Annotated in this window: 19 protein-coding genes and 2 pseudogenes; 9 read left to right on the top strand and 12 right to left on the bottom strand. The window is 76.2% G+C overall.

The features are described 5' to 3' along the window. Nucleotides 1-91: 91 nt before the first annotated feature. Entirely contained in the window at nt 92-670 is a 579-nt protein-coding gene (locus ACFY07_RS23840) for a DinB family protein (protein WP_390871452.1), read from the top strand. 92 nt (nt 671-762) lie between these two features. On the opposite strand, the gene ACFY07_RS23835 is transcribed toward ACFY07_RS23840, so the two are convergent. After that, complete coding sequence (locus ACFY07_RS23835) at nt 763-1,632, bottom strand: hypothetical protein (RefSeq protein ID WP_390871450.1); 870 nt, start codon at nt 1,630-1,632, stop codon at nt 763-765. A 161-nt stretch (nt 1,633-1,793) separates the two neighbouring features. Here ACFY07_RS23835 and ACFY07_RS23830 point away from each other — a divergent pair, with 161 nt between their 5' ends. Then, the gene (locus tag ACFY07_RS23830) at nt 1,794-2,366 is read left to right on the top strand and encodes a GNAT family N-acetyltransferase (protein WP_390871448.1); all 573 of its coding nucleotides are present in this window, start codon (nt 1,794-1,796) and stop codon (nt 2,364-2,366) included. Between the two features lie 388 nt (nt 2,367-2,754). After that, complete coding sequence (locus ACFY07_RS23825) at nt 2,755-3,072, top strand: STAS domain-containing protein (protein ID WP_390871446.1); 318 nt, start codon at nt 2,755-2,757, stop codon at nt 3,070-3,072. Between the two features lie 343 nt (nt 3,073-3,415). Here ACFY07_RS23825 and ACFY07_RS23820 read toward each other — a convergent pair whose 3' ends face one another. Both ACFY07_RS23820 and ACFY07_RS23815 read right to left on the bottom strand, forming a co-directional pair. Beyond that, a complete protein-coding gene (locus ACFY07_RS23820; RefSeq protein WP_390871443.1) occupies nt 3,416-4,189 on the bottom strand; it encodes a hypothetical protein in 774 nt (257 codons plus the stop codon). Nucleotides 4,190-4,415: 226 nt separating this feature from the next. Beyond that, nucleotides 4,416-4,790 carry a VOC family protein gene (locus ACFY07_RS23815; RefSeq protein ID WP_390871441.1) on the bottom strand — a complete coding sequence of 125 codons (375 nt, stop codon included), beginning with the start codon at nt 4,788-4,790 and terminating at the stop codon, nt 4,416-4,418. Between the two features lie 154 nt (nt 4,791-4,944). On the opposite strand from ACFY07_RS23815, the gene ACFY07_RS23810 reads away from it, so the two are divergent. The 3 genes from ACFY07_RS23810 (at nt 4,945) to ACFY07_RS23800 (ending at nt 6,395) form a co-directional block, all read left to right on the top strand. Beyond that, entirely contained in the window at nt 4,945-5,397 is a 453-nt protein-coding gene (locus ACFY07_RS23810) for a hypothetical protein (protein WP_390871439.1), read from the top strand. A gap of 150 nt (nt 5,398-5,547) precedes the next feature. After that, nucleotides 5,548-5,970: an SRPBCC family protein gene (locus tag ACFY07_RS23805; protein WP_390871437.1), complete on the top strand. Its 423-nt coding sequence runs from the start codon at nt 5,548-5,550 to the stop codon at nt 5,968-5,970. Further along, nucleotides 5,967-6,395, top strand: a complete 429-nt coding sequence (locus ACFY07_RS23800; RefSeq protein ID WP_390871435.1) for a MarR family winged helix-turn-helix transcriptional regulator — start codon at nt 5,967-5,969, stop codon at nt 6,393-6,395. Before ACFY07_RS23805 ends, ACFY07_RS23800 begins: the two co-directional genes overlap by 4 nt. A 155-nt stretch (nt 6,396-6,550) precedes the next feature. On the opposite strand, the gene ACFY07_RS23795 is transcribed toward ACFY07_RS23800, so the two are convergent. Beyond that, nucleotides 6,551-7,000, bottom strand: coding sequence for an MscL family protein (locus ACFY07_RS23795; protein WP_390871433.1), 450 nt, complete (start codon nt 6,998-7,000; stop codon nt 6,551-6,553). A gap of 217 nt (nt 7,001-7,217) precedes the next feature. On the opposite strand from ACFY07_RS23795, the gene ACFY07_RS23790 reads away from it, so the two are divergent. Further along, a complete protein-coding gene (locus tag ACFY07_RS23790; protein WP_390871431.1) occupies nt 7,218-7,688 on the top strand; it encodes an SRPBCC domain-containing protein in 471 nt (156 codons plus the stop codon). A 73-nt stretch (nt 7,689-7,761) separates the two neighbouring features. On the opposite strand, the gene ACFY07_RS23785 is transcribed toward ACFY07_RS23790, so the two are convergent. From ACFY07_RS23785 to ACFY07_RS23770, 4 genes are all read right to left on the bottom strand, one after another. Continuing rightward, nucleotides 7,762-8,076, bottom strand: a complete 315-nt coding sequence (locus ACFY07_RS23785; protein ID WP_390871429.1) for a hypothetical protein — start codon at nt 8,074-8,076, stop codon at nt 7,762-7,764. Beyond that, a complete protein-coding gene (locus ACFY07_RS23780) occupies nt 8,060-8,347 on the bottom strand; it encodes a hypothetical protein (RefSeq protein ID WP_390871427.1) in 288 nt (95 codons plus the stop codon). Before ACFY07_RS23780 ends, ACFY07_RS23785 begins: the two co-directional genes overlap by 17 nt. A 316-nt stretch (nt 8,348-8,663) precedes the next feature. Beyond that, nucleotides 8,664-10,121, bottom strand: a complete 1,458-nt coding sequence (locus tag ACFY07_RS23775; protein ID WP_390871425.1) for a WGR domain-containing protein — start codon at nt 10,119-10,121, stop codon at nt 8,664-8,666. A gap of 263 nt (nt 10,122-10,384) precedes the next feature. Further along, nucleotides 10,385-11,779 (bottom strand): hypothetical protein, encoded by a 1,395-nt coding sequence (locus tag ACFY07_RS23770; protein ID WP_390871424.1) that lies wholly within the window; start codon nt 11,777-11,779, stop codon nt 10,385-10,387. Here ACFY07_RS23770 and lepB point away from each other — a divergent pair. After that, a pseudogene (gene lepB, locus ACFY07_RS23765) lies at nt 11,768-12,868 on the top strand (signal peptidase I); the annotation flags it as partial. The gene ACFY07_RS23770 and the pseudogene lepB overlap by 12 nt on opposite strands. A 184-nt stretch (nt 12,869-13,052) precedes the next feature. Here the strand turns inward: lepB and ACFY07_RS23760 are convergent. The 3 genes and pseudogenes from ACFY07_RS23760 to ACFY07_RS23750 form a co-directional block, all read right to left on the bottom strand. Further along, nucleotides 13,053-13,478, bottom strand: a complete 426-nt coding sequence (locus ACFY07_RS23760; protein WP_390871422.1) for a very short patch repair endonuclease — start codon at nt 13,476-13,478, stop codon at nt 13,053-13,055. 162 nt (nt 13,479-13,640) lie between these two features. Further along, nucleotides 13,641-14,123, bottom strand: a pseudogene (locus ACFY07_RS23755) (ATP-binding protein); the annotation flags it as partial. Between the two features lie 113 nt (nt 14,124-14,236). Then, nucleotides 14,237-15,190 carry a nucleotidyltransferase gene (locus ACFY07_RS23750; RefSeq protein ID WP_390871420.1) on the bottom strand — a complete coding sequence of 318 codons (954 nt, stop codon included), beginning with the start codon at nt 15,188-15,190 and terminating at the stop codon, nt 14,237-14,239. 303 nt (nt 15,191-15,493) lie between these two features. Here ACFY07_RS23750 and ACFY07_RS23745 point away from each other — a divergent pair, with 303 nt between their 5' ends. After that, nucleotides 15,494-16,891: a serine hydrolase domain-containing protein gene (locus ACFY07_RS23745; protein WP_390871418.1), complete on the top strand. Its 1,398-nt coding sequence runs from the start codon at nt 15,494-15,496 to the stop codon at nt 16,889-16,891. A 115-nt stretch (nt 16,892-17,006) separates the two neighbouring features. On the opposite strand, the gene ACFY07_RS23740 is transcribed toward ACFY07_RS23745, so the two are convergent. After that, nucleotides 17,007-17,558, bottom strand: coding sequence for a hypothetical protein (locus ACFY07_RS23740; RefSeq protein WP_230747702.1), 552 nt, complete (start codon nt 17,556-17,558; stop codon nt 17,007-17,009). Nucleotides 17,559-17,783: the final 225 nt, after the last annotated feature.

The following is a 17,783-nucleotide window of genomic DNA, read 5'->3' as shown; positions in this document are numbered from 1 at the left end:
GACCCGGTCCGGCGGCGCCGGGGCATTGCGGACCGAACATGTCCGCGTTCCCTCCTAACGTGGTCCCACCGACGAAGAAAGGGACCGTCCCATGGCGACCTCCTCCGCAGCCCCCGCCCCCTCCGCCTCCTCCGGGACCCCCGCCCCCTCCGGGACCCCCGACGGGGAGCGCGGCGACCTCCTGCGGATCCTGTCCGACCAGCGCCGCCTGCTGCGGATCGCGGTCCGCGGCGTCACCGACGAGGACGCCCGCCGCCGCACCACCGTGAGCGGGCTGACCCTCGGCGGGATCCTGCGCCACGTCACCGCCTGCGAGCGCTCCTGGGTGGGCCTGATGACCCGCGGCGACGGCGTCATGCCCGAGGGCATGCTCGACGGGGACCAGCACCGGATGCGGGACGACGAGACCGTCGCCGGGCTCCTCGACGACTACGCGGCGGCCGCCCGCGAGACCGAGGAGGCCGTGGCCGCGCTGGAGAGCCTGGACCGGCAGTGCCTGCTGCCGCGGTTCCCCTGGGGTCCGCAGGAGGACGTCCACTGGTCGGCCCGGTTCGTCCTGCTGCACGTCCTGCGGGAGACGGCCCACCACTGCGGCCACGCCGACATCGTCCGCGAGGCCCTGGACGGGTCCAGCACCACCGCGCAGATGGCGGGGGACCCCGCCGCCTGACCGGACCGGCCGCCCGACCGGACCGGCCGGACCGGCCGGCTGCCGGGCCCGGGCGGCCGCACCCCGCCGCAGACCCCCCTCCGGGCCCGGCCTCAGGCCGCGCCGCCCCCCGAGAGCGCATCGAGCCCGGCCTGGTCGGGCTCGGGCGCCAGGTCCGGGTACTCGTCCCGCAGCAGGGCCGGCAGGCCCGGGACCGTCCACTCGCCCAGCAGCCGCACGGCCTCCTCGGCGACCAGCCGCCCGTACCCCTCGACGTCGCGGCCCAGCTCGGGCGGCAGGCCGCCACCCGTGGCGATCATGGCGGAGAGGCTGCGGTACACCCGCTCCAGCAGCCGGTTGCCGAGGAGGAGCCGTGCGTTGTCCGTCGTCATGCCCAGCATGAGGACCCGGGTGCCGTCCCACGCCTCGGGCCGGCCGTGCTCCTCCTCGGGCACCACCAGCTGCGGCAGCGCCGCCCAGGCGGCCGCGCGCCCCTCCGGGCCGAGCTCCCGGTAGGCGTCCAGCCGGGCCCGCACCGCCGCCGGGTCCGCGAGGTCCACGCCGTCCGCCCGCAGCAGCATCGCGTACAGCCGGGGCCAGGTCAGCCGGCCCGGCATGCGCATCACCAGCGGGAAGCCCTCGGCGAGGGCCGCGACCTCCGCCTGCAGGCGGGCCTGCCGCTTGGCGTTGAGCCGCTTGGCCGCCCGCTGGTGGTCGACGACCGCGGCCAGCGCGTCCAGGTACGCCCCGCAGCCCTCGGCCTCCGCGTCGGCGGTCATCGGCAGCAGCTCGTACAGGAGGCGGTCGGCGTCCTCGGCGGTGGGCTCGGGGAAGCCGTCGTGCATGCGGGCGCCGGAGAGCTCCAGCAGGGTGAGCACGGCGCGCAGCGGCCGCTCCGCCACCTCGCGGCCCTGCTCGGCGCACCAGGCCAGCAGGTCGTCGGTGCGGGTGCGGGGGGTGAGCTCGAGAGCCGGGGTGTCCATGCCCTCACCGTAGCCCGGACGCCGGGGCCCCTCCGCCGTTCCGCCCGCCGTTCCGCCCGCCGTTCCGCCGAGCGTCCCCCGCTGCGGTCCCGGACCCGCGGCGGCCCCCGCCGCGGGTCAGGCCGCCTCCGGCGGCCCGTCCGCGGGTAGAGTCGCCCGCCGTGCACCCCGTACAGATCCGAGGCCCGCGGCTGGCGCTCCGCGAGTTCACCGCCGCAGACACCGACACCGACGCCCTGCAGGGGATCTTCGGCGATCCCGAGACCGTCCTCCACCTGCCCTTCGGGACGCGCGACCGCGCCACCTGCGAGCAGCTCGTCGCGGGCTACCTGAAGGACGCCGCGACCACCCCCCGCACCGCCTACGCCCTGGCCGTCGAACGGCGCGACACCGGCGAGGTGGTCGGCACCGCCTACCTCTGGACCTCCGGCGAGCACGCCGGGGTCATCGGCTACGCGCTGCACCGCGGCAGCTGGGGCCGCGGGCTCGGCTCGGAGACCGTGCACCTGCTCTGCGCCCTGGGCTTCCGCGGGCTCGGCCGGCACCGTCTCACCGCCGACCGCGAGCCGCTGAACGAGGCGTCCGGGCGCGTGCTGGAGAAGGCGGGGTTCACCGTCGAGGGCTACGCCCGCGAGAACGTCCTGGTGGACGGCGAGTGGCACGACTCGGTGCGCCACGCGCTCCTGGAGTACGAGTGGCAGCCCCCGGAGGGCATCACCCTCGCGGAGGCGTAGCCGCCCGGCGGGTCCGGTGCCGCGCCGGGCCGCGGACATGCGTGTGCCCGGCGGGTTCCGCGCCCGGCGGGTTCCGCGCCCGGCCGGTCCGTGTCCGGCTGCCGCATGTCCGGCTGCCGCACGCCCGCTCGCCCCGGCCCGTTCGCCGGGTGCCGGCCACCCGGAGGGCGACCGGCGCGCGGCGGGGGCGTGCGCGCCGGGGCGGCAGCGCCAGGGGAGCGCTTCGCCTGAAGTTCACGCTGGCGGCGGGTACACCGCTGGCGCGGTGCCGCAGGCCGGTGGCACGGTGGAGGGACACCCCGCCCGGCCTGCCGCGCGCCGCCGCCCGGCGGCCCGCCCCCGTGGCCCCGGCCCTCGACCCCCGACCCTCGAAGGGTGCGGTCACCGCATGGACCAGACCCTCACCGCCACACTCGACCGGCGCGCCGGACTGACCGTCCTCACCCTGGTCGGAGACATCGACCACGACGCCCGCCCGATGCTCGACCGCCTGCTCGCCGGGCTCCCGGAGCCGCTCGGCCGGCTACGTGTCGACATGCGCGGCGTCGCCTTCATGGACTCCGCCGGCCTGCACTTCCTGGCCGAGCTCCACCGCCGCCAGTCCGGGGCCGGGGACGGGGCGCCCACACTGGTGGGCATCCGGCAGCAGCCCGCCGACGTGCTGCGGATGACGGGCATGGACGCCCTGCTCACCATGGCCGCCTGACGGAGGGCCGTGCGGCGTGCGGCACCCGGACGGCCCCGTCCGGCGAGACAGTCCCGCCGGGCCGCCGGAGGACGGAGCGCGAGGCTGCGCCCGCCGCACCCCGCTCCCCGGACAGGACCATGTCCCCCGTGCGCGTCGCCCAGGTCGCCGCACGCGAGGCACGCCCTGGCCTCCAGCGCGCCCGGCGGTGTCCGGCCGGCGGCCGAGGCCGTCCCGCTGCCGCAGGTGGACGAGGCGTACGTCCGCATGCTCCCGGGCGCGGCCCGCTTCCGGGCGGTGCTCCTCCCGGACTGAGGCCCGGGGCGGGCTCCGGGACGCGCCCCGGAGCCCGCCCCGCGCGCCGTCAGCCGGCGGCGGCCGCCTTCAGCTTCCCGACCTGCTTCTCCAGCAGCTCCGGCGCCACCTCGACGGCCCGGCCGCCCTCCATGAAGTCGAGGGCGGCGAAGAGGGCGAGGGACGACCCGGAGCGGACCTGCACCATGCGGATGACCAGCGGGGCGCCGTCGGAGCTGCCGGCCAGGTCCAGCGCGATCGCGTCGTCGCCCTGCGAGGGCGCCTGCACGACCTTGACCTTGATCTTCGTGACCGTGCCGTCGCTGTCGTCCTTGGAGGTGTAGGACGGGCAGGCCTTCACGGCCGCCCTGAGGTCGGCCATGGCCCGCTCCGCCCCGCCGGGCGCGTAGGCGGCGATCCGGCTGAACGTCATCACGGTGGGCTTGTCGGTCCGCGGGTAGTTCTGGTCCACGGCAGCGGTCGGCTTCACCGCCCGCTTGCCGGCGCCCATGTCCTGGATGGGCTGGCAGGCTGCCGGCGTGGCGGTCGCCCTCGAGCCGAGGAGGTCCTCGCCCTTCGCCGGCCGGGCGACCCTGTAGCCGGACGGGAGGTCGGCGGCGGTCAGGGCCGCCCGCTTCAGCTGGGCGGCGGTCAGGGCCGGTACAGGGGGAGCGGACGGGGAGGCGGCCTCCGATGGGGAGGCGGGCGCGGAGGAGGCCGGCGTCGCCGCTCCGGCCGCGTCCGCCCCGCCCTTCCCGCTGCCGCTGTCGCAGGCGACGGCACCGAGTGCCAGGACGGACAGCAGGGCGGCACCGGTCAGCGCCGGACGGGAAAAGCGGGGCATGGGTCGATCTCCTCGGGCGGGCCGGCGGGTGCGGACACTCTAGGGGATTGCCAACTCTTTACCCAAGGGTTTTCCGGGGCCGCCCGGCCTGCGCCCGCCCCGGGCCCCGGGATCAGGGCATCGCCCGCGACGGGTCGTCAGAAGCATGCGCGGGCAGGGTTCCTGGCCCCTTCCCGCCGACCGCGACGCCCCGGCAGCCCCTCCCCGCCGTCCCGGCCCGGACCGCTCAGCCCGCCCGCTCGGCGGCGCTGCGCTCCACGCAGAACTCGTTGCCCTCGATGTCCGCCAGCGTCACCCAGCCCGTCCCGTCGGGGCGGCGGTGGTCGCCCACCAGCGAGGCCCCCAGGGCCAGCAGCCGCTCCACCTCCTCGTCCCGGGTGCGGTCCTGCGGCTGCAGGTCCAGGTGGACCCGGTTCTTCACCGCCTTGCGGTCGGGGACGGCCACGAACAGCAGCGTTCCGGCGGGCGTCGCCACCAGTGCCTGGGGGTCGCCGGGCTGGTCGTCCTCGGCCAGGGAGGCGCCGAGCACCTCGGCCCAGAAGGCACCCAGCCGGTAGGCGTCGGAGCAGTCGAAGGTCACGTGTCGCACGAGAGAGGTCATGGTGCACCACAGTGCCGGTTGCCGCGCCGCCGCACCACTGCTTTCCGCCGCGCGACCGGCTCCCGCAGGGTCCGCGGCTCCGGCCGGGCCGACGGCTCCCGCAGGGGCCGGCGCGGAGAAGGCGGTGTCGGAGGGGTCGCATAGGGTGCCGCCCATGTCCGATCTCTACGCACTCGAACTGCGCGTCAGGATCCGTGACGCCCTGTCGGACGCCGAGGCGGCCGGGCTCCGCCGGCACCTCGGCCTGGGGCCGGGCCCGGCCGGTCCGGCCGCCACCGCCGCCTCCCTCCCGGTCGCGTACGGCGACGGGGGCGCGGACGGCGGCTCCGGGACCGAGGACGACGAGTACCCCCTGCTGGGCGGCCGCGGCCCCGCGCACCGGATCGGCGGCACCCTGACCGCGGACCTCGCCCCCGACGGGACGGTCACCGCCCGCCAGGAGCTCCACCCCGACGACTTCCACGACGTCGGCCTGCTGCTCGCCTGGCTGGCGGCCCGGGCGGACAGCCCCGGTCCGACGGTCGTCGTCGGCACGCTCCGCTTCCACGAGTCCTCCGTCGCGCGCCCCCTCACCGTCACCGGTGGCGCGGTCGACTGGCCGGCCTGACGGCTGTTGCGGCTGTGGTCGCCGCTGTCGTCGTCGCTGCCGGGCCGGGGCTTGTCCGGAGGTCCGGCCCCGGAGGTCCGCGCACCCCTCTGGGCGGATGGTCTGCGCGCAGATAATCTATGGGAAGACGAAAGGGAGGGGAGCCCGCACATGTGGACCTACGAGCACACCCAGGAGACCGCCGCCCCCCGCGAGGCGGTCTGGCGCCTCTGGGCCGACGTCGAGAACTGGGGCACCTGGAACGCCGACATCGAGAAGGCCGCCGTCAGCGGCCCGTTCGCCGCCGGCGCCGAGATCACCATGGCCCCGGCCGGGCAGGACCCCGTGCACCTGCGGGTCACCGAGGCGGTCGAGAACGGGCTCTTCGTCGACGAGGCCCGCTTCGACGGCCTCGTCCTGCGCACCGCCCACCGGATCGACCCGGCCGGACCCGGCCGCATCCGGGTCGTCCACCGCATGGAGATCACCGGACCGGCCGCCGCCGAGGCGGGCCCCCACGTCGGTCCGGCCGTCACCGGGGACTGGCCCGACACCGTCGCCGCGCTGGTGGCGCGGGCGGAGCAGGGCCGGTGACCGCCGGCTCGGGGGAGAGCCCCGGATTCCTGCTCTGGCACGCCACCCTGCGCTGGCAGCGCGGCGTCGCCGCGGCCCTGGCCCCCCTGGGCCTCACCCACGTCCAGTTCGTGCTGCTCGCCAGCACGTGGTGGCTCAACACCCACGGCGAGCAGCCCAGCCAGCAGGCCCTCGCCCGGCACGCCGGCACGGACGTGAAGATGACCTCCCAGGTGGTGCGCGCCCTGGAGCAGAAGGGGCTGGTCGTGCGCGAGGTGGACCCCGCCGACACCCGGGCCCGGCGGCTGCGCACCACCGACGCCGGGGCCGGGCTCGCCCCCCGGGCCGTCGCCGCCGTCGAGCGCGTCGACGCGGAGTTCTTCCGGCCGGTGCCCCGCGGCGACGCGGTCGCCCTCCTCGGCCGCCTGGTCCGTCCCGAGGACTGATCCGGCCCGGGCACCGGCCCGGGCACCGGCCCGGACGCCGGCCCGGACGCCGCCCGGAACGGACGGGGGCGGGACCGCCGCTGCGGCGGTCCCGCCCCCGTCCGTGCACCGGTGCGCCCGCCGACGGTCCCCCGCCGGGCCGGACGGCAGGTCCCTCACCGGACCGGCATGCCGTCCCCGAGCCCGGCCGGCTGTTCGGCGGTGCAGTACCGGCACTTGGAGGCGCCGGCCGGCAGGTCCTCGGCCAGGCAGGCCGGGCAGGTCTTGAGCGGCCCGGGGTCGCCGAACACGGTGACGCCGCGGCGGGCCTGCGTGTGCTTGTAGGGCACCACGATCAGGAAGTACACCACCGCCATGAAGATGACGAAGTAGATCAGCGCGGAGAGGAACGACCCGAAGTCCAGGTAGGTGGCCTTGTTGCCGGGCGCCCCCAGCTGCACGCCGAGACCCACCGATTGGCCGCCCTGGGCGCGGGCGATGATCGGGTTGATGACGAAGTCGGTGAACGCCTTGATCAGGGTGCTGAACGCCAGTGCGGTGATCAGCCCCACCGCGACGACGATGACGTCGCCCCGCAGCAGGAAGTTCTTGAAGCCCTTGATCACGGTCCACTCCTTCGCCCATGCCGTCGACAGGACAACAGGAGACCCCACCTCCGCGCCCGGAGCGGGGGAGCGCGGCCCGCCGCCGCGCCGTCCCACCCGGACGGCGGTACCCGCCGGCCCCCTGCCGCCCGCAGGAGGCTCCGCCCGGGAGCCGCGCGTTCCGCGCCGTCGTTCCGTCTGCACCGGTGAGAACCCCACCCCTCGCGAGGAGCAGACCATGGACGACCACCGGGACACCGCCGGCGCCACCAGGACCGAGACGGCGACCGCCACCGCCGACGACCGCGGCGGCTTCACCCTCACCCGCGTCTTCGACGCCCCCGTCGACACCGTCTGGCGGGTGTGGACCGAGCCCGTCCACTTCGCCCGGTGGTTCGGCGCACCGCTGCCGACCGGCTCCGTCGACCTGCGCCCGGGTGGTGCCTGGCGGGCCACCGTCGCCACCCCCGGTGGCGAGATGCCGGTCGGCGGCGTCTACCGCGAGGTCGACCGGCACCGGCGGCTGGTGTGGACGATGGAGATGCCCGGGGACGAGGTGGTCATGAGCGCCGACTTCACCGACCTGGGCGACGGCCGCACGCAGGCCGTCTACCACCAGGCGGTCGGCTCGCCGGAGATGTGCGACCGGGCCCGCGAGGGGGCCGAGCACATCATCTCCCGCTTCGCCGACCACCTCGCGACCGTCTGACCCGCCCGCCGGCCGTCCTCGCCGGCTGCCCCCGCCCGAACGGGGCCGGCGGGGACGGGGGCGGCGGGGACGGTCAGCGGCAGTCCGGGTCCGGGACGACGGCCGTCTGCGCGGGCAGCGTGACGTCGTTCCCGTCGTCGTCCTTGCCGAACCACCGCGTGGTCGAGTAGCCACGCTGCCCCGGACCGACGCACTTGGTGGCGAGGTCGCCGAAGCCGTCGGGCATGTGGAGGACCTGCGCGGGGGAGTCCTCCCCGCGCCCGCCGAGCACCGGGGCGTCGCCCCTGCCCCGCTTGTCGTCGTGGCTCTGCGAGCAGCCCGCCATCGCGAGCACGGGGAGCACGGTGAGCAGGACCGCCGCGCGCCGCGCCCTACCTGCAGGCCGCATCGGAGACCACCTGCACGTTGGACGGGCCGTCGCTGTTGGTCGTGACGTAGGCCCGGTAGCCGTGGCCGACGCACTTGGTGGCGAGGTTGCCGAAGCCGTCGGGCATGTTGAAGACCTGGGCGGGGGTGTCGTCGCCCTGCTGGTTGAGCACCGGGGCGTCCCCCTTGCCGCGCTTGTCGCTGTACTCCTGCGAGCAGCCCGCCGCCGCGGCCAGCGCAGCGGCGGCCAGCACGGCCGCGCCGGCCCGCCGCCACCGGTGTGCGTTCCCCATGTCCCGTTCCCCCTCCGTCCACCCTCCGGCTGCGGAGGGTCCCCAGCGGTACGACCACAGAGACGCGTCCCCCGCACCGCCCGGTTCCGCGGACCGGCCGTGCCGGTCGCACCGGCCGGACCGGTCGCACCGGCCGGACCGATCGGACCGCTCCTCCGTGTCGGACCGCTCCTCCGTGTCGAACAGCCCCGCCTGCCCGGACTGCCCCGCCTGTCCGACGTCCGGCCTGTCCGGGACGCCCGCCGGACCGGGCGGCCCGTGCGGCCCGTCCGGGCCGGGGCGGCACCCCCGTCGCCGCCCCGGCCCGGACGGGTGGTCAGAGCAGGCGCCGGATGTCGCCGCGGGCCCGGTAGAAGCCCCCGGCCGCCGACTGCCGCACCTCGGTGACCAGGTAGCGGGCCCCCGCCACCCGGACGTCCTTCGGGAACTGCACCCGCAGCGCCGGGTCGTAGCCGGGCGACACCACCCGCACCCGCAGCCGCCCCGCCTCCTGCACGCACTCCACGACCACGCCGTCCGCCCCCGACTCCGCCACCGCGGCCGCGCTCACCGTCTCCAGGTGCGCCGACGGTGCCACCGCCTCCACGTGCGAGGCCTTCACGTCCCGCCGCTCGGGCACCCGCCCCTGCTCGGCCTCCCGCACCGCCGCCTCGCTCGCGTCGATGCAGGCCAGCGAGCCGTCGGTGGTGACGATGTAGAGCCGCCCGTCGCGGTACTGCATCGAGTACGCCGAGCCGCAGCCGGTGCCGAGCTTCCACAGCCGGGTGCCGTCGGCGGCGAAGCAGTACACCGAGGAGTGGCTGTCGCCGGCGAAGACGTACCGGCCGTCGGGCGAGGTGGCGCACGAGAACACCGCCGCGTCGCAGCGGTACCGCGACCGCACCGACCCGTCCGCCTTGGCCAGCCGGTACACCCAGCCCCGCCCGGTGCCCGCGAACACCTCGCCCGGCTCCTGCCAGCCGAACAGCACGCCCCCGTCGGTCGGGGTGTGCCACTGCTGGTCGCCGCTGTGGGCGCCGTACGCGGTGACGCCCGCCGAGTGGCCGTGGAAGACGCTGTCGCCCGAGCAGCGGACCATCCAGCCGTGGGCGCCGGTGCTGCGCCGCGACCACTGGAACTCGTCCTCGTGGTCGACCGTGGTGATCCCGCCCTGCCGGTCCGAGACGCCGAGCACGCCGTCGTCGATGTCCAGCCAGTAGATGTCCACGTCCTCGGCTATCTCGTACGCCACCCGCGGCACCTTGCCGCTCAGGTCGTAGACCCGGCCGTCGTCGCACCCCGCGTACAGCCAGAAGTCGTCCGCCACGATGCACTTGACCCCGTCGGGGAGGCCGAAGCGGGAGACGACCCGACCGTCGTGGGTGAGCGCGTACACGTCGCCCCGCTGGTTGCCGACGTAGGCGTGCTCCTCGCCCACGAAGACGCCGAACGCGGCCGCACCCGACGCGAACCGCCACAGCACCGGCGCCTGGTGCGCGGTGGAGCGGACGCTGGTGATCTGCCGGCGCGTCACCGCGCGGGCCTGCCGCACCCCGCGCACGGCGGGCGCGTACCCCTTGCGGACCTTCTCGCCGACCTTGCGGGCGGCGGCGGCCGCGGCCTTCTCCGCGCTCGGGAACGAGGAGGTCCGGACCTGGCCCTGCTCCCCGATCCTGCCGTAGCGGATCGTCACCTCGACCCCCTCGACGCGCACCTCGTAGAACTTGTGCGCCCCGCCGCCCTCCTCGGACAGCTCCAGGTACGTCGTCCCCTCCGCCACCGCGGCGCTGGTCATACGGGTGCCCCCTCAGGCGGTCCGGTGTTCCCCCGACACAGATCACCCTAGGAGGCACCACTGACACTCCGGCCCGCCCGCGGACCGGCCCCGCAGACCGTCCCGTGCCCCGCCCGCCGCTGCGCACCACCGGCCCGCACCTGCCCTTTCGGGGCCCGCGCCCCGCCCGGCCGCGCGGCAGCGGCACGGGGCCCCGCACCGCCGCACGGCCCGCGCCGGCCGCCTCCCCCGGCCGGCCGCCCGGGTCGCGCCGGACACGCCGGTCACGCCCGGGCCGGGGGCGGGAAGAACCACACGCCGCCCACCCTCGTCGGCCCCGGCGGCAGGTCCGGCGTGCGGGCGTCCCGGACCCGGCAGCCGCCGCACCGGGTCTCGTCCGTGACGGGGCGGAAGGGCGTGTCGCAGACCGCGCAGTCGACCAGCGGCCGCACCGGGGGCGGCGGCGGGGCCTCCTGCCGCACCTGCTCGGCGAAGCGCGGCGCGGGCGGCATCTTGTCCAGCAGCCGGTGCCGCAGCACGCCCCTGGGCGACCTGAGCGCGTACGGCAGGCCGGTGACCAGCGCCGCCCGGAGGTGGGCGGTGGTGGCGCCGCGCAGCAGCCACTCGGCGGCGATCGGCACGAGCGCCTTCAGGTCCCGGCCGCCGAGGACGAGCCGGTGGTCGTCGTCGCGGAGCGAGAGCAGCAGCCGCTCGGCGGCCGCCGCCCGCGCCTCCTCCGCCTCCGAGGGCATGGGCCCGTCGTCGTCACGGAGGGCGTCCCTGCCGCCGGGGCCGTCTCCGTCTCCGTCTTGGTCGCCTCCGCCGTCGCGGCTGTGGGCGCGGCGCCGACCGCCGGAGGCGCCTGGACCGTCGCGGCCGTCGCGGACGTGGCCCCCGGCGCCGTCCCCGGCCGCATGTCCCGCCCCGCCGCCCGGTTCCGGCCGGGTACCGCCCGCAGCACCGGCACCGCCCGCACCGTCCCCGGGCCCGCCGTCCCCCGCGGACCCGCCGGACGCACCCGCCGCCCCGGCACCCCCGGCACCCCCGGTACCCCCGGCGCCCCCGGGGAACCCGCACCCGCAGCAGGCCGCGGGACCGTCCGCCGGGCGGTCCGTCCCTCCTCCTCCCGACCCGCCCGCCCCGTCGCCGTGCACCGGGCCGTGTCGAAGCGCCGGCGCGGGGGGCGGGAGGGAGGGGGGAGTCTTCCTCCCCGTGGTTTTCTTCCCTCCCGCAGGGAGGACGGTGCCGGAGGACGGGGTGGCGGCAGGCCCGCGTTCCCGCATACCGGCATACGGCATGCGGGGGAGGGGCGGCCGTCGGCGGCGCTCGCCGCCCTCCCCGCCGTGGTGGCCGGTGACGATCCGGGCGGCCTCGTCCGGGCCCAGCGGCACGGTGGAGACCACGGACTCGGAGTGGACCTGGCCGGTGGCGCTGCGCCACTTCACCGCGTGCAGCAGACCCTTTCGGGTGAGCTGGCGGCGGGCCCGGTCCAGGGTGATGCGGCCGCCGGCCAGTCCGGCGGCGATCTGGGTGACGGTGGTGGTCAGGGCCTCCTCGTCGCCGAGGGAGAGGCAGCGGAGCAGCATCCGGAAGGCGGTGTCGGAGAGGTCGTCGTCCCACAGGACGGCGTTGTCGACCCGGGTCCAGTCGCCCTGCGGGGCGGTAGCATGCCTGAGCATCGTCGGGGCTCTCCTTGTAAGCCTCGGTGGGTGAAGGCCCCTCAGCCGCGTTTGCCAGAACGCTTGAGGGGCCGCTCCCTTGTCCGGGCCCTGCCCGGCGGGAGATCGGTGTCGGGGACACCGTACATCCGGATGCCACATATCGTGATGGCATATTCACTGTGCGTAGTTGACGCCCGATGGCGCTCGTCCCATCGCACAGACCCTCCCGACCAGCGCTTTTCGCGCCCCCGCCCCCTCCTCGCGCTCCTGACGGCTCCTCACCTACCGCCCCGGAATCCCGCCCGTCCGGGTGGCGCACGGGAACTCCTGTTCGTTGAGGGTTCGGCGAGCGCCGGACCGGGCCCTGACCGGCCCGTCGGGCGGAGCGGACCACGGAGCGGAAGCGGATCGGAGACGCGGGTGGACACGGCGGAGTCGGCGGAGACTGCGGAGGCGGACGCGCCGGCCGGGAAACACGGGCGGTGGCGCCGCAGGACGCGCGGCCCGCGGTCCTGGTGGCGGGAGCTGCCCATCCTGCTGGGCGTCGCGCTGCTCCTCTCCCTGGGAGCGAAGACCTTCCTCGTCCAGGCCTTCTCCATCCCCTCCGGGTCCATGCAGGGAACGCTCGACCTGGGCGACCGGGTGCTGGTCGACAAGCTCAGCCCCTGGTTCGGCGCCGAGCCGCACCGCGGCGACGTCGTCGTCTTCCACGACCCGGGCGACTGGCTCGGCGAGGAGTCCCCGGGGGAGGGCGGCAACGCCGCTCTCCGTGACGTCCGCAGGGTGCTCTCCCTCGTCGGGCTCGCGCCGTCGGGCTACGAGAAGGACCTGATCAAGCGGGTCATAGCCGTCGGCGGCGACACCGTGCGGTGCGACGCGGGCGGACCGGTCGAGGTCAACGGCGTCCCCCTGGACGAGCCCTACCTCTATCCCGGCGCGACCCCCTGCGACGACGACCCGGTCGGCACCGTCACCGTCCCCGCCGGCCACCTGTGGGTGATGGGCGACCACCGCAACGGCTCCTGGGACTCCCGGTACCACCAGCTCCAGCACCCCGGCGACGGCTTCGTCCCCGTGGGGAACGTCGTCGGCCGCGCCTTCGCCGTCGTCTGGCCCGTCCTCCGCTGGACCACCCTCCCCGATCCCGCCACCTTCCACCAGCCCCGCCTCGACCACCCCTCCGCCGGTGCCGCACCCGCCCACCCGGCCCCGGCCGCCGCTGCTGTCCCTGTGAGGTCACGATCTGCTGGCGCACATGTGCGGAAGCGCATTCGCCCGGACGTGCGACAGATCAGTGCTTCTCGGGTCGTCTTGTCCGCACCTCGGCTGCGATTCGACAGGCGATGTCCTCCGGTGCTTCGTGTTCCCAGAACCTCAGTACCGTCCAACCCGCCGAGGCCAGGTGATCGGTCGTCTCGCGATCACGCTCGATGTTCCGGTTGAGCTTGTCACGCCACCACGCGGCGTTCGCTCGAGGTTTCGTGGCGTGATCAGGACAACCGTGCCAGAAGCAGCCGTCGAGGAACACGGCGATCCGTACTCTGCCGAACGCGATGTCCATCGTTCGACGGGGCATTCCTGGGACGGGGACGTGAATTCGGTATCTCAGTCCACCGCGGTGCAGCAGACGGCGAACGGCAAGCTCCTGAGCCGTGTTGCGCGACGCCTGTCGACTCATGCGCGCGGCAACGGCGGCCGATGATGCGATGGGCGGCATATGACCAGTCTCCAGCGGTTGGAGTGATCTCGTCGCGGCGTCCCGCCGGAGGGAAGGCGCGTGCGGTGGTTCTTGCACGGTCAACAGCCGCTGATCCATTGCCTTCTGCTGCCGCTGAATCCATAGCCAAGTCGTTCATGCGACGCTTCTGGCGACGGGGCGGCCGACGTGCCGGTCGACGAGGTCCTGGCTGCAGTCCGGGTCGACGATGTCGCAGCGGAAGCCGTCCACGGCGTGCGCGGTGAGCCGGCGGCGGCCTGCGGCGCGCGTGCGCTTGGTCCTTCTGACCACCGTCACCGCGTCGGCGTGGGACAGCGAGGCGGACTTCAGGCCGGTCCCGAACATGCCGAGCGCGCCGGGAGCGTAGTCGCGTCGGCCGCCGACCGTCATGGCGACGTCCAGGGCGTCCTCGTCCATGCCGTGGCCGTCGTCGACCACGAGCAGGCTCACCAGCCGGTCGCCGTCGCGCAGGAAGTGGACGACCACGTCGCGGGCGCCGGCGTCGATCGAGTTGTCGACCAGGTCCGCGACGGCGACCTCGAAGCCGTAGCCCTGGCTGCTCAGCGCCTCCACGTACCGTGGGTCCGGCGGCAACTGCTTGCTCCCGCTGGTGGGGACGTCGAACTTCCAGCTGCTGCCGCTCATCGCACCTCGCCGCACACCCCGGACGGCCGCACCGCCCCCTGCTTTCACGCTTCCTTCACGGGACCGTATCGGTCGTGAGCGATCGAGGGAAGTTCTCCCTGCCGGAAGGCCCGTCAGGGCCGGGGCGCCTTGGGGCCGTGGACGGCGGTGTACTCGGCTGCCAGCCACGGCGCCAGGCCGTCGAGGAGCGCGGACAGGACGGCGGGGTCGGCGGTCGGGGTGCGTGCGGTGGCGGCGGCCAGGCGCATCGCGGCGGCGCGCGCCGGGTAGTACCGGCCGAAGACCTCGGCGGAGGCGTCGAGGTCGCTGGTCCAGCTGCCCCAGCGCGGCATGACCAGGGTCAGGCCGCTGCGGACGAGCCGGCGGGACACGCCCCGGCTGAGGGCCCGGCGTTCGGTGTCGGTGCGGGCGGCGGCCGCCCGGGCCCGCCAGCCGGGCAGGGCCAGGGCCAGGTCGCCGTTGGTCTCGCGGGCGAGCAGCGCCGTGGGCCGGTACCGGGGAAGCAGGGCGGCCAGGTCGTCGCCGAGCAGCGGGGTGCACAGGCAGGCGGTGAACCACCCCAGGTCGTACCGCTCCAGCTCGCTGAGGAGCACGGCCGTGTCGAAGAGCAGGACGCCCACGCCGTCGACCTGCGGGAACGCGGCGTCGATCCCGGACTCCAGGGCCGCCGCGTCGGCCCGGTCGGCGGGTGTGGGGGCGCCGCGCAGGGCCAGGAGCAGGTCGAGGTCGGACGTGCCGGGTACGGCGGTGCCGCGCGGGACGCTGCCGTACAGGTAGGCGCTGCGCAGGCGGTCTGGGCCGAAGACCTCGGCGATGCGGGTTCGGGCCGCGTCGACCGCCGGGGCGAACTCGGGCCCGACACGGTCCAGGGAGCCCTCCCGGACGATGCACCCGTCGCCGTCCAGGCCTGTGCCCGGGGCCGTGCCGGCAGCCGTACCCGGCTCAGTACCCGTGCCCGTGCCCGTCCCTGTGGGCGGTCCCGTGCCCGTGCCCGTCTCCGCGCGCGGGCCTGTCGCGTCCAGCCCGCCGCAGGCCGGGTCCCGACCGTCCGTCCCGTTCCCGTCCATGGGGGGACTCTGCCGGGGCGGCCGGGGCGTGTCGAGCGGGTTTCCCCGGGCCGGAGCAGGCCCGCGGGAAGCGGAGGGCCGGCGTTGCGGGGCGGACCGGGGGCCGTCCCGCTACCAGCCGCGGCGGCCTGAGCGCCGCGGCGCGCGGACGCATGGCCGGGTGCCCCACCCGGATGGACCCGGGAGGACCCCGCCCGCGTCGCCGTCCTCCGCGCCCCCGCTTACGTTGATCGTGCCGTCCTCCCGCGGCCCCGAGCAGGGCGGCAGGAGGCGTCCCGCGGCACGTCCGAGGAGGAGACCGAGATGACGCGCACCCCCGAGCGCCGGGCGCCGCTGCGGGTGCGCCACGCCGCCGCCGCGGCGGTCCTGGCCGCCGTCCTGGGCCTCCCGGCCTGCGCGGCCCCCGGATCGCCCGCCGGGCCTGCGTCCGCCGGGCCCGGATCCGCCGGACCCTCGTCCGCCGCGCCCGCCGCGGTCCCCGCCGCCGCCCTCGCCGCCGGCGGCGGCAGCCCCGCCGCCCCCGCCCCCGCCGCCGGCAGCCCCGATGGGGCGCGCCGCCTGACCCCCGCCGTCGTCGCCGAACTCGACCGGGCGGTGCGGAAGGTGCTCCGTGACACGAGGGCGCCCGGCGCACTGGTGGGCCTGTGGACGCCGGGCGGCCGGTACGTGCGCGCCCTCGGCAGCGCCGACCGGTCCGGGCGCACCCCCATGTCGCCCCGCCTCGGCTTCCGGATCGGCAGTGAGACCAAGACTTTCACCGTCACCGCGCTGCTGCAGCTGGTGGACCGCGGCCGCGTGCGGCTCGACGACCCGGTCTCCCGCTACGTGGAGGGTGTCCCCGGCGGCGGCCGGATCACCCTGCGCCAGCTGGCCGAGATGCGCAGCGGCCTCTTCTCGTACACCGAGGACGCCGCCTTCGACAAGGCGTTCCTCGCCGACCCGCACCGCGCGTTCACGCCGCGGCAGCTGCTCGCGTACGCCTTCCGGCACCCCGCCACGGCCCGGCCCGGCACGGCGTTCCAGTACTCCAACACCAACACCGTGCTGCTCGGCCTGGTGGTGGAGAAGGCCTCCGGGATGCCGCTGTACCGCTATCTCGCGGAGCGGGTGATGGACCCGGTCCGGCTGCGGCGGACGCTGCTGCCGATCGGGCCGGAGTTCCCGGAGCCGCACGCCCGCGGCTACACGCGGCAGACGCCCACCGGCGCGGTCGCCGACGCCACCGACTGGGACCCCTCCTGGGCCTGGGCCGCCGGTGCCGTGATCTCGGACCTCGACGACCTGCGGGCCTGGGCCGTCACCGCCGCCCGCGGCACCCTGCTCACCCCCGCCACCCAGCGGCAGCGCCTGCGGACCCTCCCCACGGGCGCTCCGGGCCTCGGCTACGGCCTCGGCATCTTCGACCTCAACGGCTGGATCGGCCACAACGGCTCGCTGCCCGGCTACCAGACCGTCGCCGTCCACCTGCCCGCGGCGGGGGCGACCCTCGTGGTGCTCGTCAACACCGACGCCCCCGCCCCCTCCGGCGGCGAGCCCGCCACCCTCTTCGCCACCGCCGTCACCCGGATCGTGACGCCCCGCCACCTCTACGCGCTGCCCGGGGCGTCCCCGTCCCCCCGGCCGTCGTCCCGGCCGCCGGCGAAGCGCCCCGGCACCTCCGGCGGCCCCGGGGCGTCCCCGGTGGCGGCCTTCGGCCACTGAGCCGCCACGGACCCCGGCGCTCAGGGGCGCGCGGGTGAGGGGCCGCAGCCGGACACCGGCTGCGGCCCCTCTGTGCCGTACGGCCCCCCGGTGCCGGGAGGCGGCGGCCGGTCGCTCAGGAGGCGGCGGCCGGGAGCGCCGGGAGCGCCACCCCGAGGGCGGCGAGGACCGCCTTCACCAGCGCCACGGCGTCGTCGGCGATCTGCTGGATCGCATCGCTGACGGCCTTCTGGTCGTTCTTCTGCAGGGCCGTGAGCAGGTCCTGGACGTGGCCCTTGAGCTTGCCGATCACGTCGTCGACGGAGGGGAGCGCGGCCGCGGCACGGGCGCCGCCCTTGCCCCGGGCCGGGACGCCCTGCCCGGCCTGCCGTCCGACCTTGGCGGAGAGCTGCTGCGCGGCGTCGCCGAGCGCACCGGCGTTCTGCTGCGCCTGGGCGACGGCCCCGCCGCGCTTGGCGGAGGAGACCAGGTCGTTGACCCGGCTGGTGACCTCGCCGAGCGAGCCCAGCAGGTCGACCGTGCGGGAGGCGTCGGCCCTGGGGGCGGCCTGGGCCGCCGCCGGGGCGGCGTCACGGTCGGCGGTCGCGAGCGCGACCCCCGCACCGGCGGTCAGCGAGCCGGCGAGGAGGGCACCGGCGAGTACGGCGGCGAGCCGTCGGTTGCGCATGGCAGAGCCTTTCGGAGGAGACGGGTCTTTCCCCTCCACGGATTTCACGCTTCGCCACGCTCCGCAATCGGGGATGTGCCGAACGTGTTACCGCACGTGTGTGCCCCTGTCCCCGCGTCCCGCCCCCACGTCCCGCCCCCGCGGTCGGCGTCCCGCCCCCGCGTCCCGCCCCCACGTCCCGCCCCCACGTCCCGCCCCCGCGGTCGGCGTCCCGCCCCCGCGCCC

The sequence above is a fragment of the Streptomyces sp. NPDC001380 genome (assembly GCF_042895785.1).
Classification (GTDB): domain Bacteria; phylum Actinomycetota; class Actinomycetes; order Streptomycetales; family Streptomycetaceae; genus Peterkaempfera.
This window is presented reverse-complemented; position numbering and strand designations above follow the sequence as displayed.